Source organism: Rhizobium cerradonense, assembly GCF_030182455.1.
GTDB lineage: Bacteria > Pseudomonadota > Alphaproteobacteria > Rhizobiales > Rhizobiaceae > Rhizobium.
In genome coordinates, this window is sequence record NZ_JAQJCK010000085.1 from 1 (window position 1) to 638 (window position 638).

The window sequence follows — 638 nt, forward strand, 5'->3', positions numbered from 1 at the left end:
CGGCGCGCTATACGACGCGTTTCCTGCCGCCGAAGCCCGTCGTGTGCTCAAGCGGCTTGAATTCCACCACACGCCGAAACACGCAAGTTGGCTGAATATGGTCGAGATCGAGATTGGCGTTTTGAAAAGCCAATGCCTCGACCGCAGGATCGACGACAAACACAGGATGATTGCAGAGATCAATGCTTGGCAGCAGCAGAGAAACGCGCAAAGGGCACAAATCCAATGGATGTTCACCACCGAAAAAGCCCGTGAAAAACTCCACAAGGCCTATCCAGTCAAAGAGTCATAATCTCTGTGGAGGGGTACTAGAGTGAAGCAAGGCACCAAAATTGACCGTTAGATGGTGTAACGGGCGGATCCCAGCCAGGCGAGTTTGAAGGCTTGGTGGTCGTCCCTCACAATGATGGTGTCGCGGAGTCAGGAGTGGCCTGCTCCATAGCATCACGGAGAGACGACCATGAAGCAGTATGCCGGAATCGATGTCTCGTTGGAATACTCGAGTGTGTGCGTGGTGGATGCGGATGGCCGCATCGTGCGCGAGGCAAAGGTCCACAGTGAACCCGATGCGCTGATCGCCTGGTTTGGCGAGCAGGGCGCGGCGATGGAACGAATTGGTCTTGAGGCTGGCCCCTTGT

At 55.6% G+C, this 638-nt stretch carries 1 protein-coding gene and 1 pseudogene; both read left to right on the top strand.

All coding sequences use genetic code 11. The features are described 5' to 3' along the window. Positions 1-292, top strand: a 292-nt coding sequence (locus PH547_RS33795) for a transposase (RefSeq protein ID WP_285170387.1), incomplete at its 5' end; no start/stop codon positions are given. Between the two features lie 168 nt (positions 293-460). After that, a pseudogene (locus tag PH547_RS33800) lies at positions 461-638 on the top strand (IS110 family transposase); the annotation flags it as partial.